The organism is Phreatobacter sp. (assembly GCF_052440005.1).
Lineage (GTDB): Bacteria > Pseudomonadota > Alphaproteobacteria > Rhizobiales > Phreatobacteraceae > Phreatobacter.
This window is the reverse complement of the sequence record NZ_JBQVQL010000038.1, coordinates 12,278-26,330: the sequence shown is the minus strand read 5'-3', so window position 1 is coordinate 26,330 and position 14,053 is coordinate 12,278. Positions and strand designations below refer to the sequence as shown.

Genomic DNA, 14,053 nt, shown 5'->3' with positions numbered 1-14,053 from the left:
GGAGGACACCTCATGCGCCATCGGTTCGCTGCGGCCCTCGGGGCTGCTCTCCTCGCAGGGCTCGCCGTGCCCGGCCTCGCCCAGTTCGCCCAGACGACGCGGGTGGCGGTGCCGCCCGGCTACCAGACGGGCTTCCTGCTCTACGACAAGGTCGACAAGCCCGACCGCAAGATCATCCGGTTCCTCTACCTCTCGCCCAACGCCGCCGGCCTGCGCGATGCGGGCAGGACCCTGCCGGACGGGACGGTCATCGTCATGGAGGACCATGCGGCCGAAACCGACGCCGCGGGCAACGTCGTGACCGGGGCGGACGGACGTCTCGTCCCCACGGCGCGCATCACCGCCATCGCCGTGATGGAGAAGCGGCAGGGCTGGGGCAGCATCGTTCCCGAGGCGATCCGCAATGCCGACTGGGACTATGGCGCCTTCGACGGGGCGGGACAGCGCCGTGCCGTCCCGACCGAGGCCTGTTTCGCCTGCCATAAGCCGCATGGCGCGCGCGACTACACCTTCTCGACCCTGACCCGGCCGATCGACTAGTCGCCGGTGCCGTCCACCCGCACCCAGCCCTCGGGCATCAGCCGCTCCTGGGGCAGGAAGCGCGCCTTGTAGTCCATCTTGGTCGACCCCTCGACCCAGTAGCCGAGATAGACGTAAGGGAGCCCCATGGTCTTGGCGCGGGCGATGTGGTCGAGGATCACCAGCGTGCCCAGCGAGCGCGCGGCCTCCTCGGGCTCGTAGAACGAATAGACCAGCGACAGCCCGTCGGCGAGGATGTCGGTGAGCACGCAGGCGACGATGTCGCCCTTGGAGCGCCCGTTGATGGCGGTGTCGGCGTCGCGCTTGCGATATTCCACCAGCCGCGTCTTCACGTGGCTGTCCTCCACCATCATGGCGTAGTCGAGCACGGTCATGTCGGCCATGCCGCCGGCGCGGTGACGGGCGTCGAGATAGGCGCGGAAGGTCGAATACTGCTCCGAGGTGGGAATGGCCGGGCGCATCTCGCCCACCAGATCCCTGTTCCTCAGCATCACCTTCCGGAACGAGCGGCCGGGCCGGAAATCGGCCACCGGCACGCGCACCGAGACGCAGGCCCGGCAGGTCTCGCAGGCCGGCCGATAGGCGATGGACTGTGACCGGCGGAAGCCGCCCTGGGTCAGGATGTCGTTGAGCTGCGGCGCCTTCGGCCCGACCAGATGCGTGAACACCTTCCGCTCCGACTGCCCGGGCAGGTAGGGGCACGGCGTCGGGGCCGTGAGATAGAACTGGGGCGTGTCGCGCGGTTGCTGGGTCAAGATCTGTCGGGAGTGGCGGCCGGTTCGAATCGGCTGGCTCGGCGCCCGCCGCATCACTCCGATGATGTAGGCGAGGGGCACCCGCCGGCAAGAGCGCAGCCCATCACGTCGCCGGGAGTCAGCCGAGCCGGCCGCCGCCGGTGTCGATCCTGACCGCGGGCAGGCCCTCGGCCTCGAGAGCGGCGAGGATCTCGTGGGCATGGCTGCCGTCGCGCGTCTCCACCGTCACGTCGAGCTTGGTGCCCTTGGCCGGCGTGTCGAGGAAGAGACGCCGGTGCTCGACCTCCAGGATGTTGCCGCCGAGCCGGCCGATGAGGGTCGCGACCGTGCCGAGCACACCCGGGCGGTCGGGAATGGTGATGCGCAGCGAGACGATGCGGCTCTCACGCTCCAGCTCCCGCACCATGATGGAGGCGAGGATGCGCGGGTCGATGTTGCCGCCGCAGAGGATCAGCCCCACCTTGCGGCCGCGGAAGCGGGCGGGCTCCGCCAGCAGGGCGGCGAGGCCGGCGGCGCCAGCGCCCTCCGCGATGGTCTTCTGCCGCGTCAGGTAGAGGTTGACCGCGCGTTCCAGGTCGCTCTCGCCGGCGAGCACGATGGCGGATACGAGCTCCCGTACCACGGGCAGGGTCGAGCGCCCGACGATCTTCACCGCAATGCCCTCGGCCAGCGTCGGCCCGCCCACCGGCCGGTCGCCGCCGTGGACGGCGTTCCACATGGAGGGATAGAGCGCGGCCTCCACGCCGACGATCTCGATGTCCGGGCGGATCGCCTTCGCCGCCACCGCATTGCCGCCGATGAGCCCGCCGCCGCCGATGGGGATGACGAGCATGTCGAGATCCGGGACGTCCTCCAGCATCTCGCAGGCGATGGTGCCCTGGCCGGCCATGACCGCAGGATCGTCGTAAGGGTGCACCCAGACGCGGTTCTCTGCCTGCTGGATCGTCTCGGCGCGCGCCTGCGACTCCGCCAGCGTCTCCCCGTCGAGCACGACGGTGGCGCCGTGGGAGCGCGTGGCCGCCACTTTCACGAAGGGCGTCGTCTCCGGCATGACGATGGTGGCGGGGATGCCGAGCCGGCTGGCGTGCAGCGCCACCGCCTGGGCGTGGTTGCCGGCCGACATGGCGATGACGCCCCGCCGCCGCTCGGCATCCGACAGCGAGGCGAGCTTCACCAGCGCCCCGCGCTCCTTGAAGGAGTTGGTGACCTGCAGGTTCTCGTATTTGACGAAGACCTCGGCCCCGGTGATGGCCGAGAGCGGCGGCGCGGGGAGCATCGGCGTGCGCATGACCTGCCCGGCGATGATGTCGCGTGCCGCGAGCACGTCGGCATGGGTGAGGCGGGGGGCGGCGTCCGGCGCGTCGGTCATCACCAAGGTCTAGCTTGCCGGCGCGCTTTCCGCGAGGCCCGAGCGGGCCTTCGCCGCCGACAGGGGCGGAGCCGGCCCCTGCTCGAGCCACCAGCGCTTCAGGATGATGAAGCGGGTCTCGGAGAGAGCGCCGCGCTCGGTGGACAGCGCGGCGAGCGCCGGCCGTCCGCGCCCGTCCCGCCCGTCGAACCGGCACGTGGCGAAATGCACGCTGCGCGGCCGCCCGGGTCGCTCGGCGAGATAATCGATCCGCACGCCGGTGCCGTCGGCAGGCGGCCCGTAGCGGCTCTCCCGGATGACAGTGCCGTCCTCGTGCAGGGCGGGAAGCACCTCGCGGCAGAGCGTGAGATGGTCCGGTTCGACCACCGGCGCGCAGCCGCCGGCCGCCAGCGCGGCCAGAACGAGGGCGATGCCGGTCCTCACGCCGCGGCGCTGAGCAATCCGGCCACGCGCGGGGCGAAATAGGTGAGGATGCCGTCGCAGCCGGCGCGCTTGAAGGCGACGAGGCTCTCCAGCATGGCACGCTCGCCGTCGATGGCGCCGGCCCGCGCCGCCATCTCGATCATCGCGTATTCGCCGGACACCTGGTAGGCGAAGGTCGGCACGCCGAACGTGTCCTTCACCCTGCGGCAGATGTCGAGATAGGGCATGCCGGGCTTGACCATGACCATGTCGGCACCCTCGGCGAGGTCGATCTCCACCTCGCGCAGCGCCTCGTCCGAATTGGCCGGGTCCATCTGGTAGGTGCGCTTGTCGCCGATCAGGGTCTTCTTGGTGCCGATCGCGTCGCGGAACGGCCCGTAGAAGGCCGAGGCGTATTTCGCCGCATAGCTCATGATCTGAACTTCGGTGAAGCCGCGGGCGTCGAGCGCCGCGCGGATAGCGCCGATGCGGCCGTCCATCATGTCGGACGGGGCGATGCAGTCGGCGCCCGCTTCCGCCAGTGCCATGGCCTGCCGGCAGAGGATCGCGACGGTCTCGTCGTTGAGCACCCGGCCGCAGTCGGTCAGCACGCCGTCATGCCCGTGCGAGGTGTAGGGGTCGAGCGCGGCGTCCGTGATGAGGCCGATCTCCGGCACCGCCGCCTTGATGGCGCGGACCGCCCGGCACATCAGGTTGCGGTTGTTCTCCGCCTCGGAGCCGACGGGGTCGCGCAGGGCGGGGTCGACATAGGGGAAGGGGGCGAGGGCGGGAATGCCGAGCCGCGCGGCCCTTTCGGCCTCGCGCACCGCTTCGTCGATGGAAACGCGGTCGACGCCGGGCATGGTCGCGACCGGGGTGCGCGGCTCGGTGCCGTCGACCAGGAAGATCGGCCAGATCAGGTCGTTGGTGGTCAACACGGTCTCGCGCACGAGGCGGCGGGACCATTCGCTCTTGCGGTTGCGCCGGAGGCGGGTGGCGATGTCGAGCTTCGAGGCGGTGCTGGCGGCATCCGCGGCGGGCTTGTGGAGGGCGCGAAGGGTCATGGCCGGTCTCCGCGGCTCTGGGCGGCCGCTGAAGTTACATGAATATCACTCTGGAATTATTCGGAACAGCCCCGCCACGCGCGAACCTCCCCCGATCGGGGCCCCGCCTAACGGGCTCCCCCGCCCGGCCGAATTGACCCGGCGCGGCCAAGCCCCATAACCGGTTCAGTCAGTTGTTCCGGGTTCCCCAGCCGATGGATTTCGCCCTTTCCGAAGACCAGGAAGCCTTCCGCCAGGTGGCGCGCGACTTCGCGGCCGCCGAGATGGCGCCGCATGCCCGCGACTGGGACGCCGGCTCGGTCTTTCCCGAGGAGACGCTGCGCGCCGCCGCGGCGCTCGGCTTCGGCGGCGTCTACGTGCGCGAGGACGTCGGCGGCTCCGGCCTCACCCGCCTCGACGCTGCCGTGATCTTCGAGGAACTCGCTCAGGGCTGCGTCTCCACCACGGCCTACATCTCCATCCACAACATGGCCGCCTGGATGATCGACGCCTACGGGCACGAGGACCTGCGCCGTCGCTACGTCCCCGACCTCTGCGCCATGGAGACCTTCGCCAGCTACTGCCTGACCGAGGCCGGCGCCGGCTCCGACGCCGCCTCGCTGCGCACCCGTGCCGTGCGCGACGGCAATTCCTGGGTCATCAACGGCGCCAAGGCCTTCATCTCCGGCGGCGGTCGCTCCGACGTCTATGTGGTCATGGCCCGCACGGGCGGGGAGGGGGCGCGCGGCATCTCCTGCTTCGTCGTCGACAAGGACACGCCGGGCCTTTCCTTCGGCGCCCAGGAGAAGAAGCTCGGCTGGAAGAGCCAGCCGACCGCCGTCGTCGACTTCGACAATGTCCGCATTCCCGCCGAGAACATGGTGGGCGAGGAGGGGCAGGGCTTCCGCATCGCCATGGCCGGCCTCGACGGCGGCCGCCTCAACATCGCGGCATGCTCGCTCGGCGGTGCCCAGTTCTGCCTCGATCGCACCATCAGCTACATGGGTGACCGCAAGCAGTTCGGTCAGGCGATCAAGGATTTCCAGGCGCTGCGCTTCCGCATCGCCGACTACGCCACGGAGCTCGAAGCGGCCCGTCTGATGGTGCGGCGCGCCGCCGTCGCCGTCGGGGAGAAGGATCCGCGGGCGACCACCCTCGCCGCCATGGCCAAGCGCTTCGCCACCGACGTCGGCTTCGAGGTGGTCAACGGCTGCCTGCAGCTGCACGGCGGCTACGGCTACCTGAACGACCACCCGATCGAGCGCGTGCTGCGCGACGTCCGGGTCCACCAGATTCTCGAGGGCACCAACGAGATCATGCGCGTCATCGTCTCGCGCGACCTGCTCGGCGCGTGATAGAGGCAGGCCATGAGCGAACCGATTCAAGCCCCCGTCGAACCGGAAATCCTCGTCGAGCGCCGCGGCTCGGCCGGCCTCATCACCCTCAACCGCCCGAAGGCGCTGAACGCGCTGACCCTCGGCATGGTGCGCGAGATGCGCCGCGCACTCGACGCCTTCGCGGTCGATCCGGCGGTGACCCGCATCGTCGTCACCGGGGCGGGCGGACGCGCCTTTTGCGCCGGCGGTGACATCCGCGTCCTCCACGACCTCGGCAAGGCCGGCCGGCATGCCGAGGCGCTTCAGTTCTGGCGCGAGGAATACGAGCTCAACATCCTCATCAAGCGCTACCCCAAGCCCTATGTCTCGCTCATCGACGGCATCGTCATGGGCGGCGGCGTCGGCGTCTCGATCAACGGCAGCCACGTGGTGGCCGGCGAGAAGTTCGTCTTCGCCATGCCCGAGGTCGGCATCGGTTTCTTCCCCGACGTCGGCGGCACCTATTTCCTGCCGCGCATTCCCGGCGAGATCGGCGCCTATTTCGCCCTCACAGGCGAACGCATGAAGCAGGGCGACGCGCTTTCCACCGGGCTTGCCACCCATGCGATGGCTTCCGAGCGCTTCACCGAGGTGCTGGACGCGCTCTGCGGGCGCGAGACGGTCGACCACGTGCTGGAGGGCTTCGCCGACGTCGCCACCCAGCCGGCGAGCGTCACCGCCCGCCGCGCCGCCATCGACGCCTGTTTCCGCTTCGATGCGGTGGAGGAGACGATGTCCGCCCTGGCAGCCGCGGCGGCCGCCGGCGACCAATGGTGCGGCCAGACCCTCGCGACCATGAGGACCAAGTCGCCCACGTCGATGAAGATCGCTCTCGCCCAGGTGCGGGCCGGCCGCGCGCTCGACTTCGAGGCGGCGATGACCACCGAATTCCGCATCGTCTCGCGCATTTGCCGCGGCCACGACTTCTACGAGGGCGTGCGGGCCGTCATCATCGACAAGGACAATGCCCCGCGCTGGCAGCCGGCGACCCTCGACGAGGTCACCCCCGCCATGGTGGAGGCCCATTTCGCCCCCCTCGGCGAGGGCGAGCTCGTGCCGCCGGCCATCCCCCGATGAGCGCCACCAAGCTCCGCACCGCAAGCGACGCGCCGATCCAGGCCGATGCCGAGGAGCGGAGCATCGACTGGAGCCGCATCTACCGCATCTTCATGCGCGCGCTGGCCGTGCTCGTCATCGGCCGCGGCCTGATGCAGTGGATGGTGATCTGCGGCGGCCCCAATGCCGAGGGCATCGGTTTCGAGGACATGCCCCCGGGCGTGCAGGCCTCCATCGTCTTCTTCGCGGTGATCGAACTCGTCGCCGGCGTCGGGCTCTGGCTCACCTCGGCCTGGGGCGGTGTCGTCTGGGTGCTGGCGACGGCGGTCGCCATCGGCATCGACCTCGCCATGCTCGGCGGAATGCAGGGCTGGGTTCAGATCGCCGCGCGCTCCCTGCCCGCGACGGTGGCCGACGCCGTCCTGCTGCTCTTCTACACGGCCGCGGCCACCATGGCGGCCCGCCAGGCGAACGACGCCTTCACCGAATGAGAGGCCCGGCCGCGGCACGGGCGCAGACACGACGACGGGAGGACATCATGAGCACCATCGCCTTCATCGGCCTCGGCAACATGGGCGGGCCGATGGCCGCCAACCTGGTCAAGGCCGGCCACAAGGTCGTCGGCACCGACGTGAGCCCCGCCGCCGTGGAGCGCCATGTCGCCGCCGGCGGAACGGGTGCAGCCTCCATCGCCGAGGCGGTGCGCGAGGCGGACGTCGTCGTCACCATGCTGCCCTCGGGCCGCGAGGTGAGCGCTCTCTATGGCGGCGAGAAGGGCATCATCGCCAGCGCCAAGGCCGGTGCCCTCCTGATCGACTCCTCGACCATCGACGTCGACACGGCGCGGGCCACGGCGAAGGCCGCCGCGGAGCGCGGCCTCGGGATGATCGACGCGCCCGTCTCCGGTGGCGTCGGCGGCGCCAGCGCCGGCACCCTGACGTTCATGTGCGGCGGCGAGGACGCGGCCTTTGCCGCGGCCAGGCCCTATCTCGAGGCCATGGGCAAGACCATCGTCCACGCTGGCGGGCCGGGGAACGGCCAGGCCGCCAAGATCTGCAACAACATGATCCTCGGCATCACCATGATCGCCACCTCCGAGGCCTTCGTGCTGGCCGAGAAGCTCGGCCTCGACGCCCAGAAGCTCTTCGACATCGCGTCCAAGTCCTCCGGCCAGTCGTGGTCGCTCACCACCTACTGCCCCGTGCCGGGTCCCGTGCCGACCTCGCCGGCGAACCGGGGTTATCAGGCGGGCTTCACGGCTGCGATGATGCTGAAGGACCTCAAGCTCGCCCAGGATGCCGCCCGCTCCGCCGGCGCGGTCACCCCGCTCGGTGCGGAGGCGGCCGCCCTCTACGGCCTCTACGCCGCCCAGGGCGAGGCCGGCACGGACTTTTCCGGCATCGTCAACTTCCTCCGGGGCAAGTGAGCCCCCGGCGCCTTTCCCAAGGGAATATCGGCGACCCCGCGATCCCGGCGCGGAAGGTTCTTGCCGGCTTTGACGCGGCGTCATCGGCCTATGCTGAACAGGGCGTTTCGCCGACTGCGCGCAGTTGAATGAGACGGGCGGCGGGGGATGGTTGACGACTGCTTTCGCCCGTTTGAATCAAGTGTAAACATCGCCGGTCAAGTGTCCGGAATTTGGTCCTTCCGATCCTTTACCGAACCTTGCCCCGGCGCCGGCAGGTTGATGAAAAGACAACGAGATATTGCTGATAGATCAATGCAATCTCTTGTTGAGGAAGTAATGGTTAAGCCGCCTTCACGCTGTTTGTTCGGGGGCTCTTAAAATTCGCCGGTCTAGGTTGAGGACACACGAGCGGTGAACAGGGCCGCTCGGCCGAGGGTCAAAAAACGCCCCGGCGCCAACCAGGACAAGAGGCGTCCCATGAGCATGATGACAAAGGCGCGCGACGTCGCGTCGCCGCCGATCTCACCCGAACGTCTCGAGCGCTTCGAGGCCATCACGCCCGTCTATATGGAGGCGCTGACGCTGATCGAGCGCCTGCACCGTCGCCTGCTGGACGTGATCAAGGACGAGTTCGACCGCCGCAACCGCTCCGACATCAACGCCGTCCAGGCGCTGCTGCTGTTCAACATCGGCGACCGCGAGCTCACCGCCGGCGAACTGCGCACCAAGGGCTACTATCTCGGCTCCAACGTCTCCTACAATCTCAAGAAGCTGGTCGAGATGGGCTACCTGTCCCACCAGCGATCGCGCATCGACCGCCGCTCGGTGCGCATCAGCCTGACCCCCAAGGGGCACGAGATCGCCGAGATGGTGAAGGCGCTCTACGCCAAGCACGTCCGCACGGTCGAGCAGGTCGGCGGCATCGCCCTCGACGACTTCAAGACCCTGAACAAGTCGCTGCTCCGCCTGGAGCGCTTCTGGACCGACCAGATCCTCTATCGGCTCTGAGGCACGCCATGACGACGATGATCTCCAACTGGGCGGTGCTCGGCGCCGGCCTCGCCATGGTCCTGATGCTCGCCGAGAACATGCTCGGCGTCACCGGAGCCGTGCTTCTGGCGAAGGACCGCGCCGACCGGCGTGGCTGAACGCCCGCCCGGCCTCACATCCTGTTGAACTGCGATGCCGGCGACCCCTGGGGTGCGCCGGTTTCGCCACATCTGCCCGTCCCGGCCACTTTCAGGCCGACTTTCTCGCCTGCGCAGGGCTCCGCTGCAGGAAATGCCTTGAGTTGGTCACATTGGTTGCCCTAGGTGCAACTCGACACCCGCTTGGCATTCCTTAAGGATAATGGTGTTTCCTCCCCCTCTGGCGGGAGGCGACCCTGCCGATCATCCGGAGCCGTTATCGTGACCGATCGTTTCCCCGCGTATCCCGCTTCGCTGCTCGACCGGCGCACGCTCCTCGGCGGCCTGGCCTCGCTCGGCACCATGGCCGTGGCGAGCCCGGCCCTCGCCCAGTCCGGCCGCGGCGCCGTCGCCGAGTGGTCCGACAGCTTCGACGCGGGGTCGCGCACCCGGTCCACCATCAACCCCTATCCCGTTCTCGGCCCCCACACGGTGCAGGGTCTCGAACAGGCCATCGCCCAGTACCAGGGCATCGTCTCCCGCGGCGGCTGGCAGCCCATGCCCGACCGCGAGCGGCTGCGCATCGGTGCGCGCCGCCGGTCCGTCATCGCCCTGCGCGAGCGGCTGATCGCCTCGGGCGACCTCAACCCCTCCGCCGGCCGCTCGGACGTGTTCGACTCCTTCGTCGACACCGCCGTGAAGCGCTTCCAGGCCCGCCACGGCATCTCGCCCGACGGGCAGGTGCGCGAGTCGACCTATGCCGCGCTCAACGTGCCGGCCGAGATGCGCCTGCGCCAGCTCGAGACCAATCTGGTGCGCGTGCGCGCCCATTCCGGCTTCCTCGGCAACCGCTTCATCGTCATGAACATCCCCGCCGCCCAGCTCGAGGCGGTGGAGAACGGCACGGTCGTCTCGCGCCACGTCACCGTCGTCGGCAAGATCGACCGCCAGTCGCCGGTCATCTCGACCCGCGTCCAGGACATCAACTTCAACCCCTACTGGACGGTGCCTGCCTCCATCATCCGCAAGGACCTCATCCCGAAGATGCAGGCGGAGCCGGACTACCTCGCCAAGAACCGCATCCGCGTGTTCAACGGCCAGGGCCAGGAGGTCGCCCCGGAGTCGATCAACTGGAACACCATGGAGGCGATGAACTTCCGCTTCCGCCAGGACCCGTTCGAGGGCAACTCGATGGGCAACGTCCGCATCAACATCCCGAACCAGCACGCGGTCTACATGCACGACACGCCCTCCAAGGGGCTGTTCGGCGAGGACCAGCGGTTCCACTCTTCCGGCTGCGCCCGCGTGCAGAACGTCCGCGAGCTCATCGCCTGGATCCTCCAGGGCACCCAGTGGAGCCGTTCGGAGATCGACCGCATCTTCCGCACCACCGACCGGGTCGACGCCAAGCCGGTGCAGCCCGTGCCGGTCTACTGGGTCTACATCACCGCCTGGGCCAATCCGGACGGCCTCGTCCAGTTCCGCGAGGACATCTACCAGCGCGACGGCATCGGCCCCCAGGCCTCCGGCGCCGCGGCCCAGCCTGTCGCCCTGCGCTGACCCGCAAGCTCCTGCTGCATCTAACGAAAGCCCGGCCTCGTGCCGGGCTTTTCGCATTCTGGGAGGGGTCTGTCTCAGCTGGCGGCGCGCCACGACTGGCCTGATTCAGGGCGGCCTCACGTGGCGCCCTGTCCCGTGGCACACTCTCGCCATGCCCGAATCACAGCCGCGCACCGTCTATTTCGAGCACACCGCGGTGGGCGCCTATCTTCGCTGCGCCGCCATCTGCGCCGAAACCGGCACGGAGGTGGTGGTGATGGGGCCCGTCCACACCGCCCTCAACGATCTGGAGCGCCTCGCCCGTCGTAAGCTCGAGCGCCGGCTCGCGCAGGATGCGGGGGAGGGGGCGTGAAAGCGCCACAAGGTGTGGTGTCTCGGCCGCGCTGAACCTTGGACTCGTCACCGACGCTGTGCTACCGGCTAGCCCACGTTCCCGACCGACCCGGCGAGACCCGCCGCGCCACGGAGTGATCCGGATGTCCTCGTCTTCCGCCGCCGCCTCCCAGCCCTTCGACGGCTTCTTCTCTGCGTCCCTCGCCGAAGCTGACCCGGTCATCTTCGACGCCATCCAGAAGGAGCTCGGCCGGCAGCAGCACGAGATCGAGCTCATCGCCTCGGAGAACATTGTCTCCCGCGCCGTCATGGAGGCGCAGGGCTCGGTGATGACCAACAAGTATGCCGAGGGCTATCCGGGCAAGCGCTATTACGGCGGCTGCCAGTTCGTCGACATCGCCGAGACGGTCGCCATCGAGCGTGCCACCAAGCTGTTCGGCTGCCGCTTCGCCAACGTCCAGCCGAACTCCGGCAGCCAGGCGAACCAGGCGGTGTTCCTGGCGCTGATGCAGCCGGGCGATACCTTCATGGGCCTCGACCTCGCCGCCGGCGGGCATCTCACCCACGGCTCGCCGGTCAACGTCTCCGGCAAGTGGTTCAAGGTCGCCCCTTACACGGTGCGCCAGGACGACCAGCTCATCGACATGGACGAGGTCGCCCGCATCGCCCGCGAGACCCGGCCGAAGATTATCGTCGCCGGCGGCTCGGCCTATGCCCGCTTCTGGGACTTCGCCCGCTTCCGCGCCATCGCTGACGAGGTCGGCGCCATCCTCTTCGTCGACATGGCCCATTTCGCCGGTCTCGTTGCCGGCGGCGCCCATCCCTCGCCGTTCCCGCACGCCCACGTGGCCACCACCACCACCCACAAGACGCTGCGTGGCCCGCGCGGCGGCATGATCCTCACCGATGACGAGGACCTCGCCAAGAAGTTCAACTCGGCGGTCTTCCCCGGCATGCAGGGCGGCCCGCTCATGCACGTCATCGCCGCCAAGGCGGTGGCCTTCGGCGAGGCGCTGCGCCCCGAATTCAAGGCCTATTCCCATGCCGTCGTTGCCAACGCCAAGGCTCTCGCCGAGACGCTGAAGGCTGCCGGCTTCGATCTTGTCACCGGCGGCACCGACAACCACCTGATGCTGGTCGACCTGCGGCCGAAGAACCTCACCGGCAAGGCCTCCGAGGCCGCCCTCGGCCGCGCCTACATCACCTGCAACAAGAACGGCATCCCCTTCGATCCGCAGAAGCCCTTCGTCACCTCGGGCGTGCGCCTCGGCACCCCCGCCGGCACGACGCGCGGCTTCGGCATCGCCGAGTTCAAGCGGGTGGGCGAGCTCATCGCCGAGACGCTGGACGGCCTGTCCAAGGCCAATTCCGACGAGGGCAACGCCGCCGTCGAGGCGGCCGTGCGGGAGAAGGTGAAGGATCTCACCGCCCGCTTCCCCATCTATTCCTGACGCGGCGCGCGGCCCGTGCGCTGCCCCTTCTGCGGTTTCGCCGACACGCAGGTGAAGGATTCGCGTCCCACCGAGGACGGCTCCGCCATCCGCCGCCGGCGCGTCTGCACCGAGTGCGGCGGCCGCTTCACCACCTTCGAGCGCGTCCAGCTGCGCGAACTCGTGGTGGTCAAGCGGTCCGGCAAGCGCGTTCCCTTCGACCGCGACAAGCTCATGCGTTCCATCCAGATCGCGCTGCGCAAGCGGCCGGTGGATCCGGAGCGCGTCGAGCGGCTCGTCTCCGGCATCGTCCGGCAACTGGAGGCCTCGGGCGAATCCGACATTCCCGCCGAAAACATCGGCCGCATCGTCATGGAGGCGCTGAAGGCGCTCGACGACGTCGCCTATGTCCGCTTCGCCTCGGTCTACCGGAATTTCCGCGATCCGCGCGAATTCCAGCAGCTCATCGGCGAGATGTCCGAGGACGGCGAGGGGGCCGGCGACCCCGAGCGCAGCTAGCGTGATGGACGGGGACGCCTTCACGGCGCTCGATCGCGCGCACATGGACCACGCGCTGCGCCTCGGCCGGCGGCATCTCGGCCTCGCCTGGCCCAATCCCTCTGTCGGCTGCGTCATCGCCAGAGACGGCGTCGTGGTCGGCCGCGGCGTTACCCAGGCTGGCGGGCGGCCGCACGGCGAGACAACCGCCATCGCCCACGCGCTCGCCGTCTCCGGCCCCGGCGCGACGCGCGGCGCCACCGCCTATGTGACGCTCGAGCCCTGTTCGCACTACGGCCGCACGGCGCCCTGCTCCGATGCGCTCGCGCGCGCGGGCATCACCCGCGTCGTCTGCGCCATCGGCGATCCCGACCCGCGCGTCCACGGCCGCGGCTTCCACATGCTGAGGGCCTACGGCATCGCCGTCGACGTCGGACCGGGAGCGGCGGAGGCTGCCCTCGACCACCGCGGCCACTTCATCCGTGTCCGGCAGGGGCGACCCTTCGTGCAGCTGAAGATGGCGCTCTCCGCCGACGGCTATGTTGCGGCGGCGGGCGGTGCCCGCACCCAGATCAGCTGCCCGGCGGCGACCGTCCAGCTCCACCTGGTGCGCGCCATGGCCGACGCCATCATGATCGGCATCGGCACCGTCCTCGCCGACGATCCCCTGCTCACCTGCCGTCTGCCCGGCATGGAGGCGCGCTCTCCGATCCGCGTCATCATCGATTCGAAGCTCCGCCTGCCGCTGGCGTCGCGTCTGGTGGAAACCGCCCGCGAGGTGCCGACCTGGGTGATCTCCACCGTCGGTGCGCCGCCCGAGGCCGAGCGCGCCCTGCGCCAGGCGGGCTGCGAGGTCATGCTGGTGAGTCGCCGGCCCGACGGCGTCGTCGACATGGGCGCCGCGCTGCGCCTGCTCGCCGCCCGCGGTATCACCCGCGTCATGAGCGAGGGCGGCCCGATCCTCGGCGCCACGCTGATGCGCACCGGACTCGCCGACGAGATCATCGTCGCCCATTCGCCGGCGGCGCTCGGCGATGGCGTCCCCGGCTTCATCGAGCCCATGCCCGCCCGCTACCGGCTCGCTGAGAGCCGCATGGCCGGCTGCGATCGCATCGAAACCTTCCGCCCCGATCCGACCGTCCCCCAGGGAGCCTGA

At 69.5% G+C, this 14,053-nt stretch carries 16 protein-coding genes; 12 read left to right on the top strand and 4 right to left on the bottom strand.

Annotated elements, in window-relative coordinates; genetic code table 11:
* The first annotated feature begins 12 nt into the window (after window positions 1–12).
* The gene (locus ACT6XY_RS11275) at window positions 13–540 is read left to right on the top strand and encodes a cytochrome P460 family protein (RefSeq protein ID WP_444748433.1); all 528 of its coding nucleotides are present in this window, start codon (window positions 13–15) and stop codon (window positions 538–540) included.
* Here ACT6XY_RS11275 and ACT6XY_RS11270 read toward each other — a convergent pair.
* The 4 genes from ACT6XY_RS11270 to hemB all read right to left on the bottom strand — a co-directional run bounded on the left by ACT6XY_RS11270 (window position 537) and on the right by hemB (window position 4,130).
* Window positions 537–1,295 (bottom strand): arginyltransferase, encoded by a 759-nt coding sequence (locus tag ACT6XY_RS11270; RefSeq protein ID WP_444748432.1) that lies wholly within the window; start codon window positions 1,293–1,295, stop codon window positions 537–539. The two genes, ACT6XY_RS11275 and ACT6XY_RS11270, sit on opposite strands and share 4 nt — an antisense overlap.
* Window positions 1,296–1,413: 118 nt before the next feature.
* A complete protein-coding gene (locus tag ACT6XY_RS11265) occupies window positions 1,414–2,664 on the bottom strand; it encodes a threonine ammonia-lyase (RefSeq protein ID WP_444748431.1) in 1,251 nt (416 codons plus the stop codon).
* 9 nt (window positions 2,665–2,673) lie between these two features.
* Window positions 2,674–3,087: a hypothetical protein gene (locus ACT6XY_RS11260; protein ID WP_444748430.1), complete on the bottom strand. Its 414-nt coding sequence runs from the start codon at window positions 3,085–3,087 to the stop codon at window positions 2,674–2,676.
* Window positions 3,084–4,130, bottom strand: a complete 1,047-nt coding sequence (gene hemB / locus ACT6XY_RS11255; protein ID WP_444748429.1) for a porphobilinogen synthase — start codon at window positions 4,128–4,130, stop codon at window positions 3,084–3,086. The genes ACT6XY_RS11260 and hemB overlap by 4 nt, the downstream gene beginning before the upstream one ends.
* Window positions 4,131–4,324: 194 nt before the next feature.
* Between hemB and ACT6XY_RS11250 the strand changes: the two genes are divergently transcribed.
* From ACT6XY_RS11250 to ribD, 11 genes are all read left to right on the top strand, one after another.
* Window positions 4,325–5,464 (top strand): acyl-CoA dehydrogenase family protein, encoded by a 1,140-nt coding sequence (locus ACT6XY_RS11250; protein ID WP_444748428.1) that lies wholly within the window; start codon window positions 4,325–4,327, stop codon window positions 5,462–5,464.
* Window positions 5,465–5,476: 12 nt separating this feature from the next.
* Window positions 5,477–6,562 carry an enoyl-CoA hydratase/isomerase family protein gene (locus ACT6XY_RS11245; RefSeq protein WP_444748427.1) on the top strand — a complete coding sequence of 362 codons (1,086 nt, stop codon included), beginning with the start codon at window positions 5,477–5,479 and terminating at the stop codon, window positions 6,560–6,562.
* Window positions 6,559–7,032 carry a DUF6163 family protein gene (locus ACT6XY_RS11240; RefSeq protein WP_444748426.1) on the top strand — a complete coding sequence of 158 codons (474 nt, stop codon included), beginning with the start codon at window positions 6,559–6,561 and terminating at the stop codon, window positions 7,030–7,032. Before ACT6XY_RS11245 ends, ACT6XY_RS11240 begins: the two co-directional genes overlap by 4 nt.
* Window positions 7,029–7,967, top strand: coding sequence for a 3-hydroxyisobutyrate dehydrogenase (mmsB, locus tag ACT6XY_RS11235; RefSeq protein WP_444748425.1), 939 nt, complete (start codon window positions 7,029–7,031; stop codon window positions 7,965–7,967). The genes ACT6XY_RS11240 and mmsB overlap by 4 nt, the downstream gene beginning before the upstream one ends.
* A gap of 465 nt (window positions 7,968–8,432) precedes the next feature.
* Window positions 8,433–8,957: a transcriptional regulator LdtR gene (gene ldtR / locus ACT6XY_RS11230; RefSeq protein ID WP_444748447.1), complete on the top strand. Its 525-nt coding sequence runs from the start codon at window positions 8,433–8,435 to the stop codon at window positions 8,955–8,957.
* Between the two features lie 8 nt (window positions 8,958–8,965).
* A complete protein-coding gene (locus tag ACT6XY_RS11225; RefSeq protein WP_444748424.1) occupies window positions 8,966–9,097 on the top strand; it encodes a hypothetical protein in 132 nt (43 codons plus the stop codon).
* Window positions 9,098–9,358: 261 nt separating this feature from the next.
* Window positions 9,359–10,636, top strand: a complete 1,278-nt coding sequence (locus ACT6XY_RS11220; RefSeq protein WP_444748423.1) for a L,D-transpeptidase family protein — start codon at window positions 9,359–9,361, stop codon at window positions 10,634–10,636.
* 151 nt (window positions 10,637–10,787) lie between these two features.
* Window positions 10,788–10,988 carry a DUF6898 family protein gene (locus ACT6XY_RS11215; protein WP_444748422.1) on the top strand — a complete coding sequence of 67 codons (201 nt, stop codon included), beginning with the start codon at window positions 10,788–10,790 and terminating at the stop codon, window positions 10,986–10,988.
* 124 nt (window positions 10,989–11,112) lie between these two features.
* Window positions 11,113–12,420 (top strand): serine hydroxymethyltransferase, encoded by a 1,308-nt coding sequence (gene glyA, locus ACT6XY_RS11210; protein ID WP_444748421.1) that lies wholly within the window; start codon window positions 11,113–11,115, stop codon window positions 12,418–12,420.
* A gap of 15 nt (window positions 12,421–12,435) precedes the next feature.
* Complete coding sequence (gene nrdR, locus ACT6XY_RS11205) at window positions 12,436–12,918, top strand: transcriptional regulator NrdR (protein ID WP_296571508.1); 483 nt, start codon at window positions 12,436–12,438, stop codon at window positions 12,916–12,918.
* Window positions 12,919–12,922: 4 nt separating this feature from the next.
* Window positions 12,923–14,053 carry a bifunctional diaminohydroxyphosphoribosylaminopyrimidine deaminase/5-amino-6-(5-phosphoribosylamino)uracil reductase RibD gene (gene ribD / locus ACT6XY_RS11200; RefSeq protein WP_444748420.1) on the top strand — a complete coding sequence of 377 codons (1,131 nt, stop codon included), beginning with the start codon at window positions 12,923–12,925 and terminating at the stop codon, window positions 14,051–14,053.